Origin of the sequence: Pelagerythrobacter sp. (genome assembly GCF_041912895.1) — a bacterium.
Taxonomy (GTDB): domain Bacteria; phylum Pseudomonadota; class Alphaproteobacteria; order Sphingomonadales; family Sphingomonadaceae; genus Pelagerythrobacter.
On sequence record NZ_JAYSGI010000001.1, the window covers coordinates 1 to 19,849 of the forward strand.

Below are 19,849 nucleotides of genomic sequence, written 5' to 3' on the forward strand. Positions count from 1 at the left end.
CGTCCATGCCCAGGATCGCGATGATGTCCTGCAGCGACTTGTACTTCTGCAGCGTCTCCTGGACCTTGCGCGCGGTGTCGTAGTGTTCTTGCCCCACGACGCGCGGCTCGAGCACGCGGCTGGTGGAATCGAGCGGATCGACCGCCGGGTAGATGCCCAGCTCCGAAATCGCGCGGTTCAGCGTGGTCGTCGCGTCCAAGTGGGCGAACGAGGTCGCCGGTGCGGGGTCGGTAAGGTCGTCCGCCGGCACGTAGATCGCCTGCACCGAGGTGATCGAACCCTTGGTGGTCGAGGTGATGCGTTCCTGCAGGTTGCCCATGTCGGTCGACAGAGTCGGCTGATAGCCCACCGCCGAAGGAATACGGCCGAGCAGCGCCGACACTTCCGAACCCGCCTGCGTGAAGCGGAAGATGTTGTCGACGAAGAACAGCACGTCCTGCCCTTCCTGGTCGCGGAAGTATTCGGCCATCGTCAGGCCCGACAGCGCGACGCGCGCACGAGCGCCAGGAGGCTCGTTCATCTGGCCGAACACGAGCGCGACCTTGGAACCTTCGGAAATCGCTTCGCCCGCCTCGTTCTTGGCGATGACGCCCGCGTCGAGGAATTCGTGGTAAAGGTCGTTGCCCTCGCGGGTACGCTCGCCCACGCCGGCGAAGACGGACACGCCGCCGTGGCCCTTGGCGATGTTGTTGATCAGTTCCTGAATCAGCACGGTCTTGCCCACGCCCGCGCCGCCGAACAGGCCGATCTTGCCGCCCTTCGCGTAAGGCGCGAGCAGGTCGATGACCTTGATGCCGGTGACGAGGATCGCGGCTTCGGTCGACTGGTCGATGAACAGCGGGGCCTCGGCGTGGATCGGGGCGGTCTGCTCGGCGCCGATCGGGCCGCGCTCGTCGATCGCCTCGCCGACCACGTTCATGATGCGACCGAGCGTCTTGGGGCCCACGGGCACGCGGATCTGTGCGCCGGTGTTGATCACTTCCTGCCCGCGGGTCAGCCCGTCGGTGCCGTCCATCGCGATGGTGCGCACGGTATTCTCGCCAAGGTGCTGGGCGACCTCGAGCACGAGCGTGTTGGCGCCGTTCTTGGTTTCCAGCGCGGTGAGGATCGCGGGCAGTTCGCCCTCGAACGTCACGTCGACGACGGCGCCGATGACCTGGCTGATCGTGCCGTTGGCCGAAAGGTTCGGCGTGGTCTGGTTCATTGCGGGTGCGGTGGCCATGATATCTATCCTGCCTTGCGGGTTACGCGGCGCCTCAGGCGGCGCAGACGTTTTCGGGGTCGGCCAGCGTCCATTCGCCGTCGCCGGGGGTGAGGGTGGCCTTGTCGCGCAGATACTCGTCGCTGCCGAGGCCGTATTCGCAGATCACGTCGCTCGATCCGAAGCCCGCGCGCTTGCAGACCGCGGTGTTGACCGGCTCGAGTTCGGGGCACGCTTCGGCCAGCAGGCCGGTGAACAGCGCCTGGTCGGGCGCGGGCAACGCCGGTTCGGTGGGCGTCGGGGCCACCGTCGGCGTCGGCTCGGGCGCGGGCTCTTCGCCGCACGCGGCAAGCGCCAGAGTGAGGGCGGGGAGAAGGAAGGCGATCTTTTTCACGGTAGTCTGTCCTCGGGGGCTTACAGCGCTTGCGCGCCGGTATTCCGGTTGTCGCTACAACGCTTCCGCGCCAGCGTTAGTTTTGTCGCTACAGCGCTTCCGCGCCAGCGATAATCTCGATCAGTTCGGTGGTGATCGCGGCCTGGCGGCTGCGGTTGTACTGGATGGTGAGCTTGTTGATCAGATCGCCTGCGTTGCGCGTGGCGTTGTCCATCGCGGTCATCGACGCGCCCTGTTCGGAAGCGGCGATTTCCAGCAATGCGCCGAACACCTGCGTCTTGACGTAGCGCGGCAGCAGTTCCTCGAGGATGGCTTCCTCGTCGGGCTCGTACTCGACAACCGCGTCACCGCCGGTCGCGGCATCGCCCGCGTTCTCCGGGGTGGGGACGGGAATGAGCTGCTGAACCGTCGGGTTCTGCACCAGCGCGGACTGGAACACCGGATAGACGAGGTGCGCGACGTCGAACTTGCCCGCTTCGTACATCGTCACCAGTTCATCGGCGACCGCCTCGGCTTCCTCGAAGCCGGGGTTGCGCACGGTGCTGGTGTCGAAGTTGTCGGAGATGCGATCGGCGTAGTCGCGCTTGATCGGTGCGCGGCCCTTCTTGCCGACGAGGTAGAACGCCACGTCCTTGCCCTCGGCGATCAGCGCCTTGGCCTTGGCCTTGGCGGCCTTGACGATGTTCGCGTTGAGTCCGCCGCACAGGCCCTTGTCGGTGTTGACCACCACCAGCAGGTGGCGCTGGCTGGCGCCGGTGCCGGCGAGCAGCTTGGGCGCGCTGTCGCCGCTGACCTTGCCCGCGAGCGAGGCCATGACGGCGGAAAGGCGGGTCGCATAGGGGCGCGCGGCTTCGGCCGCGGCCTGCGCCTTGCGCAGCTTCGCCGCCGCGACCATCTGCTTGGCCTTGGTGATCTTCTGGGTCGACTTGACCGAGTTGATCCGGCCCTTGAGTTCTTTCAGCGAGGCCATTTCGGCTCCCTAGCTAGTATCTCGCGGGGCTCAGGCGAACTGCTTGGCGAAGGTGTCGAGCGCGGCCACGGTGCGGTCCTTCACGTCGCCTTCGAACTTGCCGCTCTCGCGAATGTCCTTCAGCACTTCGGCGTGCTCGCCGCGCATGAAGCTCAGCATCGCGGCTTCGTATTCGGTCACGCGGTCGGTCGGGATCGCGTCGAGATAGCCGTTGGTGCCGGCGAAGATCGACACGGTCTGCTCCTCGAACGGCATCGGCGAGAACTGCGACTGCTTGAGCAGCTCGGTCAGGCGCGCGCCGCGGTTAAGCAGCTTCTGCGTCGAGGCGTCGAGGTCCGAGCCGAACTGCGCGAACGCCGCCATTTCGCGGTACTGCGCCAGCTCGAGCTTGATCGAGCCGGACACCTTCTTCATCGCCTTGGTCTGCGCGGCGCCGCCGACGCGGCTGACCGACAAGCCGACGTTGATCGCCGGGCGGATACCCGCGTTGAACAGATCGGTTTCGAGGAAGATCTGCCCGTCGGTGATCGAGATCACGTTGGTCGGGATGTAGGCCGACACGTCGCCCGCCTGCGTCTCGATGATCGGTAGCGCGGTCAGCGATCCGCCGCCCTGCGAGGTGTTCATCTTCGCCGCGCGCTCGAGCAGGCGGCTGTGGAGGTAGAATACGTCGCCCGGATAAGCTTCGCGGCCCGGCGGGCGGCGCAGCAGCAGCGACATCTGGCGGTAGGCGACGGCCTGCTTGGAAAGGTCGTCGTACACGATCACGGCGTGCATGCCGTTGTCGCGGAAGAACTCGCCCATCGCGCAGCCGGTGTAGGGTGCGAGGTACTGCAGCGGCGCGGGCTCCGACGCGGTCGCGGCGACCACGATCGAATATTCCATCGCGCCGTTTTCTTCCAGCTGGCGGACGATCTGCGCGACGGTCGAGCGCTTCTGGCCGACGGCGACGTAGATGCAGTAGAGCTTCTTGCCCTCGTCGTCGCCCTGGTTGACGTTCTTCTGGTTGATGAAGGTGTCGATCGCGACGGCGGACTTGCCGGTCTGGCGGTCGCCGATGATGAGTTCGCGCTGGCCGCGGCCGACGGGCACGAGCGCGTCGACCGCCTTTAGGCCGGTCTGCACGGGTTCGGAAACCGATTCGCGCGGGATGATGCCGGGTGCCTTCACCTCGACGCGGCGGCGCTCGCTGCTATCGATCGGGCCCTTGCCGTCGATCGGATTGCCCAGCGCGTCGACCACGCGGCCGAGCAGGCCCTTGCCGACGGGCACGTCCACGATCGTCTCGGTGCGCTTGACGCTGTCGCCTTCCTTGATCTCGGCGTCCGAGCCGAAGATCACGACGCCGACGTTGTCGGCCTCCAGGTTCAGTGCCATGCCCTGAACGCCGTTGGCGAATTCGACCATCTCGCCGGCCTGCACCTTGTCGAGCCCGTGGATGCGGGCGATGCCGTCACCGACCGAGAGCACCGAGCCGACTTCCGAGACTTGCGCCTCGGTGCCGAAATTGGCGATCTGGTCCTTGATGACCTTGGAGATTTCTGCGGCGCGGATTTCCATCGTTCGTGTCTTTCCTTCGAGCCTTGAGGCGTCAGCCCTTCATCGCGTGGGCAAGAGAATTGAGGCGGGTGCGGATCGAGCCGTCGATCCGCTTCGAACCGATCGTGACGACGAGCCCGCCCAGGAGGTCGGGATCGACTTTTGCGTCGAGCTTGACCGTGCGCCCTTCGCGCGCGGTCAGCTTGTCTTTCAATGCGGCGAGCTGTTCGTCGCTGAGCGCATGCGCGCTGGTGACTTCGGCGGCGACTTCGCCGCGCTGCGCGGCGGCGATCGCGCGGAAGGCGCGGATCACCTTGGGCAGCTCGCCCAGCCGGCGGTTGGCGGCGAGGACGCCGAGGAAATTGGTGGTGAGTTCGGACAGGCCGAGCAGCTTCGCCACGCCCGCCATCGCGGCGCCCTGCGCCTTGCGGCTCAGTTCGGGGTTGGTGGTGGCGGCGCGCAGGTCGGCCGATTCGGCCAGCGCGGCGGACAGCTTCTCGAGGTCCGATTCGACGGCCGAGACCGTGCCGGCCTCCGCCGCAAGATCGAACAGGGCAGAGGCATAGCGCCCTGACAGGCTAGCCTGAATACCGGCGGAAATCTCCACGCGTCTCTCGTCCTTTGAAGGTCCGGAAAATAGCGGTGCATCACCCATGCCGATGCGGGCGGAACGAGCCACCCCGGCAAGGCTGGCGCGCGACTAGCACCGGGTTTGCCACTATGCAACCCGGCGCGCGGCATTGCGACCGGCGCTGCTGGCCAATTGTGAAGGGGCCGTCGACCCGGCTCCGCTCAGCCGACCTTCTCCGCGCAGGCGTAGACCAGCCGTTCGTTCGGCGCATCGGGCAGGAGGCCGGTGACGCCCGACTGGAGTTCGCCGAGATCGCCCGCCGCCTCGGGCGCGCCGCACTGCGGCGGGGCGTACTTGCCGCGTGCCTCGCGCGCGCCTGTCATCGCCCCGCGCCCGAGCAGGTAACGATCGGTGCGGAACGAGCCGGTCGCCGGGTCGAACACGTTGACCGAGACCGCCTCTTCCTCGTCGGGCACGAACACCCGCGACCAGCTGCCGCCGGAAAAGCCGTATTGCGTGCGCCCATTGACGCAGCCGTCCTCGCGCCACGAGAATTCGAGCTGGCGGTCGGGCGCACCGACTACGCGGCTGCGCGACAGGTCGAGCGTGCAGGTGAGCATGCCGTCGCCGGTCGCGTCGGCGCCGGGGGCATCGGGCGCGTCGCTCGCTTCATCCATCGCCGCGGCGACGCGGCGCTCGATCTCGTCGAGGCCGGGGCGGGTGAACCACAGCGCGAGCGCGGCGATCACCGCTGCGGCGCAGACCGTGCCGGCGATCATCAGCCGCTTCTCGCCGCTCTCGCCCGCTTGCCGCGCCTGCCATGCGACCGCCCCCGCGCCCGCCGCGATCAGGGCGAGGACGAAAGCCAGCGCCATCGCGTTCTCGCGGTCGGTCTGGACCGATTCGCGCGCCTCGTCCTCGGCGCGGGCGCGGCGTTCGCGGGTTTCCTCGGCGCGCGCGGCGAGCTGCTGGCGCGCATCGGCCTGCTCGCGCTCCACGCGCGCGCGCTCGGCTTCGTTGAGGTCCTCGAGGCTGCGGCACGGCAGGCTGCTGATCCGCGCCTCGACGTCGTTCGCGCGCAGGAAGGGCAGCAGCTCGCGGGTGGAGACGGCGAAAAAGAACTCGCCGTCCGACCCCCCCGAATCGGTGCCGAAGCTGTTGACCCCGATCACCCGCCCGCACCCGTCGAGCAGCGGGCCACCCGAATTGCCGCGTGCGATCGTGGCGGTGTGGAGAATCGTGTCGAACAGCCGGCTCGGCCGCTGGCCGGAGATGAACCCGCGGCTCTTCACCGGCGGCTGCGAGCGAAAGATATCGGCGATGTCGAGCCCCTGCGCGCGATCGACGTTCATCGGATAGCCGACCGCCGAAACCTCCCCGTCGCGCACCGGCCCGGCGGCCACGGTCAGCGGCGGCAGGCGCAGGTCGCCCGTGATCTCGACCAGCGCGAGGTCCTTGCCTGGGCTCACCGCCACGGTCCGCGCGTAGTCGGCCGCCTCGCCGCCCTCGCTCGGGACGATGCCGATGCGCAGGGTGTCGTCCTGCAACGCCTCGCGCACGACATGCGCGTTGGTCACGATCCGATTGGGTGCGACCGCGAAGCCGGTGCCGTGACTGACGGGAAAGATCTCCTGCCCGTCGGTGCCGATGATGACGACGCGCACGACGCCGCGCGCGGCCGCGTCGATATCGGCCGGATCGGCCTGCGCCGTGGCGGGCAGGGCGAGTGCGAACAGCGTGGCGAGCAGGGCGAGCAGGCGGGTCATCGGCGCGCCTTGTAGGCGGGGGCGGGTTTTGACCGCAAGCTCCGGGATGCGGGCGCGGCCGATGGCGGGCATCAAGCCCTCGCCGCGCTGGTCGCCCGGCGCTATGGAGAAAGTCGAGATGGTCACCGACGATACCGCATGGGCCGCGGTCAAGCGGCGCGACAGGCGCTTCGACGGGCGCTTCGTCACCGGCGTGCTCACGACCGGCATCTATTGCCGCCCCTCGTGCGCCGCGCGCCACCCGAGCCGAGAGAACGTGCGCTTCTTCACGAGCGGGGCCGAGGCGCGCGCCGCCGGGCTGCGCGCCTGCAAGCGCTGCCTGCCCGACGACGTGGGGCGCGACGAAGCGGCGGTGCTCGCCGCGATCGACGAGATCAAGCAGGCGGACGACAAACCCTCGCTCGACGAACTGGCGCAGCTCACCGGCTATTCGCCCACGCATTTCCAGCGCGTGTTCAAGCGCGCGACCGGGCTCTCGCCCGCCGCCTACTCCCGCGCGCTGCGCGAAGAGCGGGCGCGCGACGCGCTCAGCACGGGCGACAGCGTGACCGGCGCAATCTACGAGGCGGGCTACGGCGCGCCGTCGCGCTTCTACGAGAACATGAAAGGCAGGATGGGCATGGCGCCGAGTGCATGGACCAATGGCGGAGCGGGGGTGACGATCCACTGGGCGGTGGTGCCGACCTCGATGGGCCCGATGCTCGTGGCCGCGACGGAGAAGGGCGTCTGCCGCCTGTCGTTCGACGAGGACGAGACCGAACTGCGCCGCCGCTTTCCGAAGGCCGAACTGGCCGAGGGCGGCGTGGACTTCGAGACGCTGCTCGCCGAGGTGGTCGCGACGGTCGAGGCGCCGGGCGATGCGCCTGCCGGTTTCGGCCACATCCCGCTCGACGTGAAGGGCACCGCGTTTCAGGAAGCCTGTTGGCAGGCGCTGCGCGAAATCCCGCCGGGCGAAACCCGCACCTATGCCCAGATCGCGGCGGCGGCGGGCAATCCGAAGGCGGTGCGCGCCGCGGGCAGCGCCAACGCGCGCAACAACGTCGCGGTGCTGATCCCCTGCCACCGCGTGATCCGCACCGGCGGCGACTTGGGCGGCTACGCCTACGGGCTCGACATCAAGCGCGAGCTGCTCAAGCGGGAGGCGAAGTGATGGAGCGGGTTTCGGCTTTCCGCGCGCTGCACGTCCCCTGCGATCCGCTGGTGCTGTTCAACATCTGGGATGCAGGCTCCGCGAAGGTCGTGGCGCAGGCGGGCGCGAGAGCGATCGCGACGGGCAGCTACGGCGTCGCCGAATCGCTCGGGTTGGCGGATGGCGAGACGGTGCCGCTCGATCTCGTGCTGGCCAATCTCGAACGGATCGTTTCGGTTACCGACCTGCCGGTGTCGATCGACATGGAGGCAGGGTACGGAGACACGCCGGCCGAAGTCGGCGCTTCGGTCGCCCGCGCGCGCGATATGGGTGCGGCGGGGATCAATATGGAAGACCGGCTGCCGGGCGAAACCGCGCTGGTGCCGGTCGCCGAGCAAGCCGAACGCCTCGCCGCCGCCGCGGCGACCGGCCTGTTCGTCAACGCCCGCTGCGACGTGTTTCGCGGACGAGACGCCGCCGCTGACGGCAAGGCGCTGGTCGCCGAAGCACTCGAGCGCGCCCGCGCCTATGCCGACGCCGGAGCGGGCGGCTTGTTCGTGCCTTTTCTTTCAGACGACGGCTGTATCGCCGCAATCTGTGAAGCCTCGCCGCTGCCGGTCAACATCCTGTGGTCGCCCGCCTGTGGCGACCGCGCGGCGCTGGCCGCATTCGGCGTCGCGCGGATCAGCCACGGCCATCAGCCATGGGCCGCGGCGATGGCGCTGCTCGCGCGCGAGGCGGAGGCGGTGCTGGCGGGCGGCGTGCCCAGCTATGCGGCCTAGTCCAGCTTCGGCGCCATTCCCGGCTCGCACTTTTCCATCGCGCGGCGATAGGCCGGGCGTTGCCCGATCCGCTGAAGATAGCTCGCCACATTGGGATAGCGATCGATCTTCGCGCCGTTGAACATGCGCGAGGTGGTGAGGTTGAAGCCCATCATGATGTCTGCCGTGGTGAGCTGCGATCCGCCGAAGAACTCCGCCTCCGCCAGCCGCGCCTCGACCAGCGCCCAGGCCTTGGCGATGCGCCCGGTCACGAACTCGGGGATCTCGCCCATGCGCCCCGCGACCAGCGCCATCATGCCGTTGGTCATGAAGGTGCCGTTGGCGAAGTGGAACCAGAACAGGTGATCCGCGAAATCGGGATGATCCGCACCGGGCGAGAGCTTCGCGCCGCCATGGGTGCGGTCGATATATTCGCAGATCGCCCCGCTTTCGGCCAAGGTCAGCTCGCCGTCGGTGATGACCGGCGCGATGCCCATCGGATGCAGCGCCTTGTATTCGTCGGGCGCGAGATTGTTGTCCTCCCGCCGCGAATAGAGCTTCAGCGCATATTCGATCCCCAGCTCCTCGCACAGCCAGACGATCCGTTCGGACTGGGAAATGCGCAAGTGGTGGACGGTGAGCATGGGCGGGTTCCTCAAACGAAGCTGTAGGGGTCGATATCGACCGATACCCGCACTCCGCGCGGAAAGTCGAGCGCGCCGAGCCAGTGGCGGATCGCGTCCTGCACTTGCGCGCTGCGGCGGGCGTTGACGAGCAGGCGGTAGCGGTAGCGGCCGCGCAGGAGGCTGAGCGGCGCGGGGGCGGGGCCGAGCACGGCGATGTCGGGCAGGTCGGGGCGGGTGCCGCCGATCGCGCGCGCGGCTTCCTTCGCTTCGGCCTCGTCCTCCGAACTGACGATGATCGCCGCCCAGCGCCCGAAGGGCGGGGCGCCCGCGTGGCGGCGCGCGTCGGTCTCGGCATCGTAGAACGCGTCGCGGTCGCCCGCTGCGAGCGCCGCGATAACCGGCGCGGTGGGATGGCGCGTCTGGATCAGCACCTGCCCTGGCTTCGCCCCGCGCCCCGCGCGCCCGGCGACTTGCGCGACCTGCTGATAGGTCCGCTCCGCCGCGCGCAGGTCGCCGCCTTCCAGCCCGAGGTCGGCATCGACCACGCCCACCAGCGTCAGCTCGGGGAAATGGAATCCCTTGGTGACGAGCTGCGTGCCGACGATCACGTCCACCGCCCCCGCTTCCACCGCGGAAACGAACTCCGCCGCCTTCTCGGGCGAATTGAGCGTGTCGCTCGTCGCCACCGCCACCCGCGCTTCGGGCAGGATCTCGGCCACCTCGTCCGCGATCCGCTCCACGCCCGGACCGCAGGCGACGAGGCAGTCGGGCTCACCGCATTCGGGGCACTGCGCGGGCGGCGGGGTTTCGTGCCCGCAGTGGTGGCAGGCGAGCCGGCGGGTGAAGCGATGCTCGACCAGCCAGGCGGTGCAGTTGGGGCATTCGAAACGGAAGCCGCAATTGCGGCACAGCGTCAGCGGGGCATAGCCGCGCCGGTTGAGGAACAGCAGCGACTGCTCCCCGCGTTCGAGCCGCGCGGCGAGCTCCGCCGCCAGCCGCGGCGCGAGCCAGCGGCGGCGCTCGGGCGGTTCCTCGGTCAGGTCGATGGTGTCGATAGCAGGCAGCTGGGCCGCGCCGAACCGGCTGGGCAGTTCGAGCCGCTCGTAGATCCCGCTCTCGGCCATCTGCAGGCTTTCGAGCGCGGGGGTGGCGCTGGCGAGCACGACCGGCAGTTGCTCGAAATGCGCGCGCATCACCGCCACGTCGCGCGCGTTGTAGCGCACCCCATCGTCCTGCTTGAAGCTGACCTCGTGCGCCTCGTCGACCACGATCAGGCCGAGGTTCGCGTAAGGCAGGAACAGCGCCGAGCGCGCGCCGACCACCACCTGCGCTTCACCGCTTGCGATCGCGCGCCAGGCGCGGCGGCGCTCGGTCGACTTGAGCGAACTGTGCCACACGATCGGCGCCGCGCCGAACCGGTCCTCGAACCGGCGCAGGAACGCCTCGGTCAGTGCGATCTCGGGCAGCAGGACGAGGACCTGCCGCTTTGCCTCGAGCGCGGCGGCGACGGCTTCGAAATAGGTCTCGGTCTTGCCCGATCCGGTGACGCCGTCGAGCAGGAAGGGCGCGAACGCGCGCGCCTCGACTGCCGCGACCAGCCGCGCCGCGACTTCGCTCTGGTCGTCGCTCAGGTCCACCACGGCATGGCCCGGCTCGGCGCGCGGGTAGGGGCGATCGCAATCGACCGTCACCGGCTCCAGCACGCCCTGATTGACCAGCCCGCGCAGCACGCCATCCGAAACCCCCGCCAGTTCGGCCAGTTCGCGGATCGTCGCCTGCTCGCCTTCGAGCAGTTCCATCGCCCTCTCGCGCTGCGCGGTCATGCGCTCGGGCATGCCGCCGGTCAGGCGATATTCGGTGACGGTGGCGGGGCCGCGCAGCGCGCCGCCGCTCGCGATCACCATGCGCGCGACCGAGGACAGCGATGCGCAGTAGTAATCGGCAGTCCACTCGATCAGCCGCCGCAACGCGGGCCGTAGCGGCGGGACGGGCAGGACCTCGGCAATCGGGCGCAGCTTGCTCTCGGGAACCGATTCGGCGGGGAGGCGGTCCGCATCCCAGACGATCCCGATAATCTGGCGCGGACCCAGCGGCGCGACCACGACCGAGCCGGGCTCGACTGCCATGCCGTCGGGCACGCGGTAGTCGAGCGCGCCGAGCGCGGCGTTGAAGACGATGAGGCGGACGCGGTTCATGGGCTGGCCCTCATATGAGAGGCGCAGGGGCCGCGCCGCAAGGTCCATGCTGGGCCTAGCCCCGGCAAACCGGCTTGGCTAAGGCTCCGGGGAATCGCCAATCCCGGAGCTGCACCATGAAATTCTTCGTCGACACCGCCGACACCGCCGAAATCGAGGATCTGGCCGCGACCGGCCTGCTCGACGGCGTCACCACCAATCCCTCGCTGATCGCCAAGTCTGGCCGCGATTTCATGGAAGTGACGAAGGAAATCTGCGGGCTGGTGGATGGGCCGGTCAGCGCCGAGGTCGTCGCGCTCGATCACGAGACGATGATGAAAGAGGCCGAGGTCCTGCGCAAGATCGCCGACAACGTGTGCATCAAGGTGCCGCTGACGATCGACGGGCTGAAGACCTGCAAGGCGCTGACGGGGGAGGGCACGATGGTCAACGTCACGCTGTGCTTCTCCGCCAACCAGGCGCTGCTGGCAGCCAAGGCGGGCGCGACGTTCATCTCGCCGTTCGTCGGCCGGCATGACGACAACGGGTTCGACGGGATGGAGCTTATCCGCGATATCCGCTTGATCTACGACAACTATCTGTTCGATACCGAAATCCTCGTCGCCTCCGTGCGTCATGCGACGCACGTGCTCGAAAGCGCGCGGATCGGCGCCGATGTCGCGACGATGCCGCCCGCCGTCATCAAGGGGCTGTTCAAGCACGTGCTGACCGACAAGGGCATCGAAGGCTTCCTCGCCGATTGGGCGAAGACCGGGCAGACGATTCTCAAGTAACTTGGCCGACGAAACGCCCCTCGACCGCTTCAAGCGCGCACTGACCGGCACCGCGCGGGCGTTCGCGCGCGAGCCCGACGTCGAGGTGGCGTGGAGCGCCGATGCGCCCGCGGCGAGCGGCAAGAACTTCCGCGTGCCGCTGCCCGGCCGGAACCTGCCGCCCGAACAGGCGCGCGAGGCGCGCGGCTTTGCCGACAGCTTCGCGCTGCGCCTGCGCCATCACGACGAGGGGCTGCACGCGAAGGGCGCGCCCGCCGAGCCGGTCGCGCGCGCGTGCTACGACATGGCCGAGCAGGTCCGCTACGAGGCGCTCGGGGCGAACAATTTCAGCGGGATGCGCGGCAATCTCGATGCGGCGGTGGAACTGCGCACCGCGAGCGATCCGATCACGCGCGCGCAGAGCGAGAACGACGTGCCGCTGCAGACCGCGCTCGGCCTGATCCTGCGCGAGCGGCTGACCGGCGCGCCGGTGCCCGAGCGTGCGCGAGCGGGCGTCGACATGGTGCGCGAATTCATCGAGGCGCGCGCCGAGCCGGACTTCGACGCGCTCGCGCTGTCGCTCGACGATCAGAAGGCTTTCCAGTCGCTTGCGCTCGACATGTTGCGCCACCTCGAACTCGTCCGCCCCGACGAGAGCGACAGCGGCGAGGACGAGGACGGCGAGGGCGAGGACGGGGCCGACGACACCGAAGGCGACGACGAGGATAGCGACGGCGACCAGGCGGAACCGCAGACTACCGAGATCGCCGGCGAGCCGACCGAAGGCGAGGGCGACGGCGAAACCGAAGGCGAACCCGAACCGGGCGACGAAATGGCCGATGGCGAAGCCTCGGAAGAGGGCGAGGAGGGCATGCTGCCCGTCCGCCCGAACCGGCCGTGGACCGACATCCCGAACGATTTCGAATACAGCTGGTTCACCGATCGCTTCGACGAGGAGATCGAAGCGCCCGAGCTGTGCGATGCCGAGGAACTGGACCGGCTGCGTGCCTATCTCGACAGCCAGCTCGCCGGGCTGCAATCGGTGGTCACCAAGCTCGCCAACCGCCTCCAGCGGCGGCTGATGGCGCAGCAGAACCGCAGTTGGGATTTCGACCAGGAAGAGGGCTTGCTCGATGCCGCGCGGCTGGCGCGGGTGGTCATCAGCCCCGGGCATTCGCTGAGCTACAAGATCGAGCGCGACACCGAGTTCAAGGATACCGTCGTCACCCTGCTGATCGACAACTCGGGCTCGATGCGCGGGCGACCCATCAGCATTGCCGCGATCAGCGCCGACATTCTCGCGCGCACGCTTGAGCGCTGCGGGGTGAAGACCGAGATTCTCGGCTTCACCACCCGCGCGTGGAAAGGCGGGCAAAGCCGCGAAGCCTGGCTCGCCGACGGCAAGCCGCCGCATCCCGGCCGCCTTAACGACCTGCGCCACATCGTCTACAAGCGTGCCGACGAGCCCTGGCGCCGCGCGCGCCGCAACCTCGGCCTGATGATGCGCGAAGGGTTGTTGAAGGAGAACATCGACGGCGAGGCGCTGCTCTGGGCGCACCAGCGCCTGGTCGGCCGCGCGGAGGATCGCCGCATCCTGATGGTCATCTCCGACGGCGCCCCGGTCGACGATTCGACGCTGAGCGTGAACAGCGCGGGCTACCTCGAAAGCCACCTGCGCCGGGTGATCGAGTGGATCGAGAAGAGCAGCCCGGTGCAGCTCGCCGCGATCGGGATCGGACATGACGTGACCCGATACTACAAGCGCTCGGTCACGATCATGGATGTCGAGCAGCTGGGCGGCACGATCATCGAGCAATTGGCCGGGCTGTTCGAAGTAGAGTGATTTGCGGCGTCACACATGGTGTGATAAAGTATGCGGCATGGGAAAACTCGAACGCATCACTGTGACCATGCCCGAGGAGATGGCGGCGAAAATGCGCGCTGCTGTCGAGGCGGGAGAATACGCGACCACCAGCGAGATAGTGCGTGAAGCGCTGCGCGATTGGAGTGACGAGCAGCAGCGGCGCGAGGCTGAGAACGCTGCGATGCGCGCCATTCTGGACAAGGCGCGTGCAGGCAAGCGCTATACGGCGGACGAAGTTTTCGCGAGGGTACACGAGCGGATCGACGAAATCGCTGCGCGAAAGGCGGATGGGCCTGTCGCTTGAACCTCGTGTATCTGGAAGACGCGCTCGCCGACATCAGCGAGATCGGCGACTACATAGCCGAGGACGATCCGGAACAGGCGCGAAGGTTCGTCGCCGGCTTGCGCGAATTCATCGAGACGATCCCGGAAAATCCTCGCCGGTTTCGGTTGCGAAGCGAGTGGGGCGAATCGGTTCGAGCTGCCAATTTCGGCAACTATCTCATCGTCTTCGAGTACGACGATGCAGCTGTATATGTTCTGCGAGTAGCGACCGGGCGGCGCAATATCGTCGCCCTTCTTTCGGGCACTGATCGATGACCGTCTCCGACGCCGTCACAAGCCGCCGCTCCATACGCGCTTTTCTCAACCAGCCGGTTGATCGCGCCGTGCTCCAGCGCCTTCTCGAAAAGGCGCAGCGCACGCCTTCGGGCGGGAACACGCAGCCGTGGCACGGGATCGTGCTGGCGGGCGAGCCGCTGCAAAGGCTGTTTGCGCGGATCGCTCAGGAGTTTCCCAAAGGCCGCGCGGCGCACGCGCCCGAATACAACATCTATCCGCCCGAACTCGACGGCGCCTACGAGGCGCGGCGGCGCGGCGTCGGCGAGGACATGTACGGCGCGCTCGCCATTGCGCGCGAGGACAAGGCGCAGCGGCTCGGCTGGTTCGCGAACAACTTCCGCGGCTTCGGCGCTCCGGTGCTGATGCTGGTCCACACGCCCAAATACATGGGTCCGCCGCAATGGTCGGACATCGGCATGTGGCTTCAGACGATCATGCTGCTGCTGCGCGAGGAAGGCCTCGACTCGTGCCCGCAGGAGGCCTGGGCGGTCTATTCGCCGCAGATCCGCGAAGTGGTCGACATTCCCGAGGATCATACGCTGTTCTGCGGCCTCGCCATCGGCTGGCGCGACCCGGATGCTCCGGTGAACAACTTCCCCGTAGCGCGCGCGCCGCTAGACGAGGCGGTGCGCTGGGACGGCTTCGACGCTTGACCGCGCGCCCGCGCGCGGGCCAAGGCTGGCGGCGATGACCACGACCCCGCTGCGCCTCTTCAACTCGCTCACCCGCCAGCTTGAAACCTTTCAGCCCGTCCATGCGGGGGAGGCGCGGGTCTATTCGTGCGGGCCGACGGTCTACAACTATCCGCATATCGGCAACATGCGCGCCTATGTCTTCGCCGACGTGCTCGGGCGCACGCTGAGCTGGAAGGGCTACGCGCTCACCCACGTCATCAACATTACCGACGTGGGCCACCTGACCGACGATGCCGACGCGGGCGAGGACAAGCTGGAAAAGGCCGCGGCCGAGAAGGCCCAATCGATCTGGGACATCGCGAAGCACTACACCGAAGCCTACTGGGCGGACGTAAAGGCGCTGAATATCCGCCAGCCCGCGCACTGGTCGATCGCCACCGACTACGTGCCGCAGATGATCGCCTTCGCCGAATCGATCGCGGCGAAGCATTGCTACGAACTCGACAGCGGACTCTATTTCGACGTCTCGACGGTTGCCGACTACGGGCGGCTCGCGCGCGCCAAGACCGATGAGGGCGAAGGCCGCATCGAGGCGGTGGAGGGCAAGCGCAACGCCGCCGACTTCGCGATCTGGCGCAAGACCCCGCCGGGCGAGACGCGCCAGATGGAATGGGATTCGCCGTGGGGGAAAGGCGCGCCCGGCTGGCACCTCGAATGCTCGGTGATGGGCGAGGCACTGCTCGGCTTCCCGTTCGATATCCACACCGGCGGGATCGATCACCGCGAGATCCACCACCCCAATGAAATCGCCCAGAACCAGGCGCACACCTGCTCCGACCGGAGCGGTGCCAACATCTGGATGCACAACAACTTCCTCGTCGAACGCTCTGGAAAGATGAGTAAATCGTCGGGCGAGTTCCTCCGCCTTCAATTGCTGATCGACAAGGGCTACCACCCGCTCGCCTACCGCCTGATGTGCCTCCAGGCGCACTACCGCAGCGAACTGGAGTTTTCGTGGGAGGGATTGGGAGCGGCGCTGACGCGGTTGAAACGCTGGATATATTTGTTTGAGAACTTCCGAGAGAAGTCCCAATATAAATGCCAAGAGCATGATCGCACGGAGCTCGCACGACGGGTTAATCAAATCAACGAGTTTGATGATGCCATCTCGGACGACTTGAACACACCAAAAGCACTTGTGATCATGGATGCGCTATACCGCATAGGTTATAACATTGAGGACACGTTAGACAGCCTCAGCTATATGGATTCCGTCCTTGGTCTCCATCTACTTGATCTTTCTCGCACAGACCTTCGCATTCGTCCGAAGGATTCGCAGCTCACCGAGGCTGAGGTCGAGGATGCGCTCAACCGCCGCCGCGACGCCCGCGCGGCGAAGGATTTCGCTCGCTCCGATGCGATCCGCGACGAACTCGCCGCGAAGGGGGTCGAGGTGATGGATGGCGATCCGTTGGGATGGGATTGGAAGCTTGGGTAGAGGCCCCTCCACCACTCGCTTCGCGAGCGGTCCCCCTCCCCATCGCAAGACGATGGGGAGGTTTGGTCAGGGCTTGATGAAATCCTCCCCATCGGCTTGCGATGGGGAGGTGGCAGCCGCGCCAGCGGCTGACGGAGGGGCTGCGTGAACCGACCGACCAAGCCTGCACGCACCGTCCAGCGCGCGCGCCGCCTTCGCCGCGAGATGACGTTGCCCGAAGTGTTGCTCTGGCAGCAGCTTCGCGGTTCGCCGCAAGGGATACGCTTTCGCAAGCAGCATCCGGCGGGCGGTTACATCCTCGATTTCTTCTGCGCGCGCGCGAACCTCGCCATCGAGGTCGACGGAATCGCACATGATATGGGCGACCGGCCACAGCGCGACGCAAAACGCGATGCATGGCTGGCGGAGCGTCGGATCGAAACGCGGCGCATCCCTGCGGATGACGTATTGAACGATCCTGTCGCAGTCGCGGAAAACATTATCGCAATGGCAAACATCCGCATGGCGGCGATGGGCAAGGTCCCTCCGTCATCGCTGTGCGATGCCACTTCCCCATCGCAAGCCGATGGGGAGAGTCGAGGGAGAATTCCATGATCACCGCCGTCCTCTCCGGCCTGATCCGGCCGCTCGTCGAAGCCCGTCTGCCGCCGCAGATCGAGCCGCGCTGGTACACCTCGGTCGAGGAACTGCACGCGCTCTCGCCCGAGGCGGAGATCGGGTGGTTCGATCTCGACGCGAAGGAGCCGATGATCGAGGCGGTGCGTCGGGCGGAGCGGCTCGTGTGGTTCAACTCGATCTACGCCGGGCTTGATTTCCTGCCGCTCGACCTGCTGCAACAGCGCGGGGTCACGATCACCAACGGCGCGGGGATCAACGCGATCACCATCGCCGAATACGTGGTGATGGGCATGCTGACGATGGCCAAGGGCTACCGCGAGGTCGTGCGCGCGCAGGATCGGCGCGAGTGGCTGGCGGATTCGCCGGGCAAGCGGGAACTGGCCGGGTCGAAAGCGCTGCTGCTCGGCTACGGCGCGATCGGCAAGCTGGTGAAGACCCGGCTGGAGGCGTTCGATGTCGAGGTCGCGGTGGTGCGCCGCTCGGGCGGGGACGGCGTTCTCGGCCCGGACGAATGGCGCGCGCGATTGGGCGAATTCGACTGGGTGATCCTCGCCGTGCCCGCCACGCCCGAGACCGACGCGATGATCGGCGCGGCGGAACTTGCGGCGATGAAGGCCGATGCGGTGCTCGTGAACATCGCGCGCGGCGCGGTGGTCGATCAGCCCGCGCTGGTCGCCGCGCTGGAGGACAAGCGCATCGGCGGCGCGTTCCTCGACGTCACCACGCCCGAGCCGCTGCCCGCCGACCATGCGCTGTGGGGCCTCGATAACGCGCATGTCACCATGCACCTCTCGGGCCGCGCGCAGTCCAAGATGTTCGTCCTTTCGGCCGAGCGCTTTCTCGTGAACTGCCGCCGTTTCGTGGCGGGCGAGCCGCTGGAGCCGGTGTTCGATCCCGCGCGCGGATACTGATCCGCCGCTCCCCTCCGCCTTGCGGTCGGCCCGGCGACGCCTAACATATGGCAGGCAGCAACCGGCAAAGGGCGGACATGGCGGACGGCGACACGAAGAAAGCGAGCGATCTCTTCATCGAATGCCTGGAGGCGGAAGGGGTCGAATACATCTTCGGCGTGCCGGGCGAGGAGAACCTCGATTTCCTCGAATCGCTGTCGAAATCCGAAAAGATTCAGTTGGTCCTGACCCGGCACGAACAGGGCGCGGGCTTCATGGCGGCGACCTATGGGCGGCACACCGGCAAGACCGGGGTGTGCCTCGCCACGCTCGGGCCGGGCGCGACCAATTTCGTGACCGCCGCGGCGCACGCCCAGCTCGGCGGGATGCCGATGATGATGATCACCGGGCAGAAGCCGATCAAGTCGTCGAAGCAGGGGCGCTTCCAGATCCTCGACGTGGTGGCGATGATGCATCCGATCACCAAGTTCGCCCACCAGCTCGCCTCGGGCGAGAACATCCCCAGCCGGGTGCGTGAAGGGTTCCGGCTCGCCGAGGAAGAGAAGCCCGGCGCGGTGCATCTCGAACTGCCCGAGGATATCGCGGCGGAACAGACCCATTCCTGCCCGATCCCCCGCTCGATCGCGCGGCGGCCCTCGGCCGAGGTCAAGGCCGTGCGGCAAGCGGTCAAGGCGATCGAGCAGGCGAAGGCGCCGGTGCTGGTGATCGGCGCGGGCGCGAACCGGCGGATGACCAGCCGGATGCTGCATCAGTTCGTGGAAAAGACCGGCATCCCGTTCCTGACCACGCAGATGGGCAAGGGCGTGATCGACGAGCGGCACCCGCTGTTCCTCGGCTGCGCGGCGCTGTCGGCGGGCGATTTCGTCCACCGCGCGCTCGACGATGCGGACTGCATCGTCAACGTCGGGCACGATGTGATCGAGAAGCCGCCGTTCTTCATGCGCCCGCAGACCGCCGAGCACGGGCGGCGCGTGATCCACGTCTCCAACCGCACGGCGGAGGTCGATCCGGTCTATTTCCCGCAGATCGAGGTGATCGGCGACATCGCCAACGCCATCTGGCAGATCAAGGAAGGCGTGACGCCGCAGGGCCACTGGTCGTTCGATCGGATGCGCGCCTATCGCGAGGCCGAACTCGAACATACCCGCGCGCTGGCGGATGACGCCCGCTTCCCGATCTTCCCGCCGCACCTCGTCAGGCAAGTGCGCGAATGCCTGCCCGAAGAGGGGATCGTGTGCCTCGACAACGGGGTCTACAAGATCTGGTTCGCGCGCGGCTATACCGCCCACCTGCCCAACACCGTGCTGCTCGACAACGCGCTCGCCACGATGGGCGCGGGCCTGCCGAGCGCGATGATGAGCGCGATGCTCTATCCGCAGCGCAAGGTCATGGCCGTGTGCGGCGACGGCGGGTTCATGATGAACGATCAGGAACTGGAGACGACGGTGCGCCTCGGCCTGAACCTGACCGTCCTGATCCTGCGCGACGACGCCTACGGCATGATCCGCTGGAAACAGGCCGACATGGGCTTCCGGGACTGGGGCCTGACCTATGGCAATCCCGATTTCGTCGCCTTCGCCGAAAGCTTCGGGGCCAGTGGGCACCGGGCGGAAAGCAGCGATCACTTGCGCGAACTGCTCGCCCATTGCCGCGACACGCCGGGCGTCCACGTGATCGACTGCCCGGTGGACTACACGGAAAACGACCGCATCCTGCACCACGATATCAAGGAGCTTTCGGCGAAGCTCTGACTGTCGGACGCTGGAAATGAGGGATCAAGTTCGGAGCGACGGGGTAG

19 protein-coding genes are annotated in these 19,849 nt (G+C 67.5%); 11 read left to right on the top strand and 8 right to left on the bottom strand.

Features of this window, described 5'->3' with window-relative positions; all coding sequences use genetic code 11:
* From atpD to ACE3QC_RS00030, 6 genes are all read right to left on the bottom strand, one after another.
* The coding region (gene atpD, locus ACE3QC_RS00005) for a F0F1 ATP synthase subunit beta (protein WP_374405000.1) at positions 1 to 1,222 on the bottom strand (1,222 nt) is incomplete at its 3' end.
* A gap of 34 nt (positions 1,223 to 1,256) precedes the next feature.
* Positions 1,257 to 1,595 (bottom strand): hypothetical protein, encoded by a 339-nt coding sequence (locus tag ACE3QC_RS00010; protein ID WP_374405001.1) that lies wholly within the window; start codon positions 1,593 to 1,595, stop codon positions 1,257 to 1,259.
* Positions 1,596 to 1,683: 88 nt separating this feature from the next.
* Positions 1,684 to 2,565, bottom strand: coding sequence for a F0F1 ATP synthase subunit gamma (locus ACE3QC_RS00015; protein WP_374405002.1), 882 nt, complete (start codon positions 2,563 to 2,565; stop codon positions 1,684 to 1,686).
* Positions 2,566 to 2,595: 30 nt separating this feature from the next.
* Positions 2,596 to 4,125 (bottom strand): F0F1 ATP synthase subunit alpha, encoded by a 1,530-nt coding sequence (gene atpA, locus ACE3QC_RS00020; protein WP_374405003.1) that lies wholly within the window; start codon positions 4,123 to 4,125, stop codon positions 2,596 to 2,598.
* A 31-nt stretch (positions 4,126 to 4,156) separates the two neighbouring features.
* Positions 4,157 to 4,711: a F0F1 ATP synthase subunit delta gene (locus tag ACE3QC_RS00025; RefSeq protein WP_374405004.1), complete on the bottom strand. Its 555-nt coding sequence runs from the start codon at positions 4,709 to 4,711 to the stop codon at positions 4,157 to 4,159.
* Positions 4,712 to 4,896: 185 nt separating this feature from the next.
* Positions 4,897 to 6,441, bottom strand: coding sequence for a trypsin-like peptidase domain-containing protein (locus ACE3QC_RS00030; protein ID WP_374405005.1), 1,545 nt, complete (start codon positions 6,439 to 6,441; stop codon positions 4,897 to 4,899).
* Between the two features lie 118 nt (positions 6,442 to 6,559).
* Here ACE3QC_RS00030 and ACE3QC_RS00035 point away from each other — a divergent pair, with 118 nt between their 5' ends.
* Entirely contained in the window at positions 6,560 to 7,591 is a 1,032-nt protein-coding gene (locus ACE3QC_RS00035; RefSeq protein WP_374406584.1) for a bifunctional transcriptional activator/DNA repair enzyme AdaA, read from the top strand.
* Positions 7,591 to 8,352 carry an isocitrate lyase/phosphoenolpyruvate mutase family protein gene (locus ACE3QC_RS00040; RefSeq protein WP_374405006.1) on the top strand — a complete coding sequence of 254 codons (762 nt, stop codon included), beginning with the start codon at positions 7,591 to 7,593 and terminating at the stop codon, positions 8,350 to 8,352. The genes ACE3QC_RS00035 and ACE3QC_RS00040 overlap by 1 nt, the downstream gene beginning before the upstream one ends.
* Here ACE3QC_RS00040 and ACE3QC_RS00045 read toward each other — a convergent pair.
* Both ACE3QC_RS00045 and ACE3QC_RS00050 read right to left on the bottom strand, forming a co-directional pair.
* The gene (locus tag ACE3QC_RS00045) at positions 8,349 to 8,975 is read right to left on the bottom strand and encodes a glutathione S-transferase family protein (RefSeq protein WP_374405007.1); all 627 of its coding nucleotides are present in this window, start codon (positions 8,973 to 8,975) and stop codon (positions 8,349 to 8,351) included. The two genes, ACE3QC_RS00040 and ACE3QC_RS00045, sit on opposite strands and share 4 nt — an antisense overlap.
* Before the next feature lie 11 nt (positions 8,976 to 8,986).
* The gene (locus ACE3QC_RS00050) at positions 8,987 to 11,152 is read right to left on the bottom strand and encodes a primosomal protein N' (protein ID WP_374405008.1); all 2,166 of its coding nucleotides are present in this window, start codon (positions 11,150 to 11,152) and stop codon (positions 8,987 to 8,989) included.
* 116 nt (positions 11,153 to 11,268) lie between these two features.
* On the opposite strand from ACE3QC_RS00050, the gene fsa reads away from it, so the two are divergent.
* From fsa to ACE3QC_RS00095, 9 genes are all read left to right on the top strand, one after another.
* The gene (gene fsa, locus ACE3QC_RS00055; RefSeq protein ID WP_374405010.1) at positions 11,269 to 11,925 is read left to right on the top strand and encodes a fructose-6-phosphate aldolase; all 657 of its coding nucleotides are present in this window, start codon (positions 11,269 to 11,271) and stop codon (positions 11,923 to 11,925) included.
* A gap of 1 nt (position 11,926) precedes the next feature.
* A complete protein-coding gene (gene cobT / locus ACE3QC_RS00060) occupies positions 11,927 to 13,747 on the top strand; it encodes a cobaltochelatase subunit CobT (protein WP_374405012.1) in 1,821 nt (606 codons plus the stop codon).
* A gap of 37 nt (positions 13,748 to 13,784) precedes the next feature.
* The gene (locus ACE3QC_RS00065; RefSeq protein WP_374405014.1) at positions 13,785 to 14,072 is read left to right on the top strand and encodes a type II toxin-antitoxin system ParD family antitoxin; all 288 of its coding nucleotides are present in this window, start codon (positions 13,785 to 13,787) and stop codon (positions 14,070 to 14,072) included.
* A gap of 5 nt (positions 14,073 to 14,077) precedes the next feature.
* The gene (locus ACE3QC_RS00070; RefSeq protein WP_374406586.1) at positions 14,078 to 14,368 is read left to right on the top strand and encodes a type II toxin-antitoxin system RelE/ParE family toxin; all 291 of its coding nucleotides are present in this window, start codon (positions 14,078 to 14,080) and stop codon (positions 14,366 to 14,368) included.
* Positions 14,365 to 15,042, top strand: coding sequence for a nitroreductase (locus ACE3QC_RS00075; RefSeq protein WP_374405015.1), 678 nt, complete (start codon positions 14,365 to 14,367; stop codon positions 15,040 to 15,042). Before ACE3QC_RS00070 ends, ACE3QC_RS00075 begins: the two co-directional genes overlap by 4 nt.
* Before the next feature lie 34 nt (positions 15,043 to 15,076).
* Complete coding sequence (gene cysS, locus ACE3QC_RS00080) at positions 15,077 to 16,522, top strand: cysteine--tRNA ligase (RefSeq protein WP_374405016.1); 1,446 nt, start codon at positions 15,077 to 15,079, stop codon at positions 16,520 to 16,522.
* A gap of 144 nt (positions 16,523 to 16,666) precedes the next feature.
* A complete protein-coding gene (locus tag ACE3QC_RS00085) occupies positions 16,667 to 17,116 on the top strand; it encodes an endonuclease domain-containing protein (protein WP_374405018.1) in 450 nt (149 codons plus the stop codon).
* Positions 17,113 to 18,051, top strand: coding sequence for a D-2-hydroxyacid dehydrogenase (locus ACE3QC_RS00090; protein ID WP_374405019.1), 939 nt, complete (start codon positions 17,113 to 17,115; stop codon positions 18,049 to 18,051). Before ACE3QC_RS00085 ends, ACE3QC_RS00090 begins: the two co-directional genes overlap by 4 nt.
* A 77-nt stretch (positions 18,052 to 18,128) precedes the next feature.
* A complete protein-coding gene (locus ACE3QC_RS00095) occupies positions 18,129 to 19,802 on the top strand; it encodes an acetolactate synthase large subunit (RefSeq protein WP_374405020.1) in 1,674 nt (557 codons plus the stop codon).
* The last annotated feature ends 47 nt before the right edge of the window (positions 19,803 to 19,849 follow it).